This window comes from Vibrio sp. D417a (assembly GCF_030248595.1).
Classification (GTDB): Bacteria; Pseudomonadota; Gammaproteobacteria; order Enterobacterales; family Vibrionaceae; genus Vibrio; species Vibrio alginolyticus.
In genome coordinates this window covers 1-1,117 of sequence record NZ_JAHGAM010000052.1, presented here as the reverse complement: position 1 = coordinate 1,117, position 1,117 = coordinate 1, and the positions used below count along the sequence as shown (strand labels likewise).

Here is a 1,117-nt window from a genome sequence, read left to right as displayed (position 1 = left end):
CTTAACAGGGCGTTAGCTGTTTGAGAAACAAATGAAAATAATCGATAAGCCGTTATTTTGGCTATATGTTAAAACGCGAGACTCAGTCTTTTCATCATTTAAAGGTTTTTCCTCTCTATTCTTAGTCATCATTATTGCGGCTATAGTTTCAGGTAACAAATCTCCCGAAAACACCTTCATGTCTTATATGTTGTATCTGTTGATGCTTAGTGTACCTACCTCAATGGGTCTTATGCTTTTGAAGCTTAAGTTTCGAAAAGTTGCAGGCTCCATTCCTAGGGCAGAGTTAGCGTACTTTTTACAGAATAATAAAGGTGTCGAACTGGAAAATGCTGTAAAAGGGATATTTTCGCTCTACCTATCATTGATGATTTATCTTTGGTTTTTGATGATGGTTGTTGCAGTTTTGGGGCCTTTGATTTTAATGCTAGTGTTGTAGTACACAGCTAACAATCTGTTCAAGAGGGATTCGCAACGCGTGGCATTTTCACTATGCGTTGGTTTAAGTGATTAAGGTGATGTGCGGCGGCTTCAGTATTGCGTTGCTCACCCCTTAACAGGGCGTTAAATTCTTGAGGGTTTATGAGAGCATTTCGAAATGTATCAAAAGGGGGGCAGGGTAGCCTCAAATCACTTTATTCCGCTCTAGACAATAAAACGAACGAGAGCATTGAAGATTGGCAATGTGTTGCAATCACTGTGTTCGATCATTGGCTAACACGAGAAGAGTTTGAGCAATATTTTACTAATCGTTCGTTAGACCAACAAGCCGATATCGACCTGCGTTGGCATTTGTTTCATCGTCTTCTAGCGGAGGACGTTTCGTGTTACCAGTACAAATATAGATCTGTTAGTCGGTTGATATTTAAGGAGCCAAGAAACAGTTCTTTGTTTGTCCGCCGTTTATCTAGGTTTTCAGTTACGGATGCTGATGCTTTGCAGCTCGTAATTCCAGAATATCGGGCATGTATACGTTAGAACGAATTTAACAAACTGTTTAAGAGTGATTCGCAACGCGTGGCATTTTTACTATGCGTTGTGTTTAGTGGTTAAGGTGGTTTGCGGAAGCATCGGTATTGCGTTGCTCACACCTTAACAGGGCGTTATGCTCTAGGAG

The 1,117-nt window shown here is 40.6% G+C and carries 1 protein-coding gene; it reads left to right on the top strand.

The genetic code is table 11. The features are described from left to right. Nucleotides 1-31: 31 nt before the first annotated feature. Nucleotides 32-439 (top strand): hypothetical protein, encoded by a 408-nt coding sequence (locus KI742_RS23200; protein WP_285386361.1) that lies wholly within the window; start codon nucleotides 32-34, stop codon nucleotides 437-439. Nucleotides 440-1,117 lie beyond the last annotated feature (678 nt).

Coding starts and splice junctions, on each gene's coding strand:
- KI742_RS23200 (WP_285386361.1), top strand. CDS start 32: ATGAAAATAATCGATAAGCCGTTATTTTGGCTATATGTTAAAACGCGA.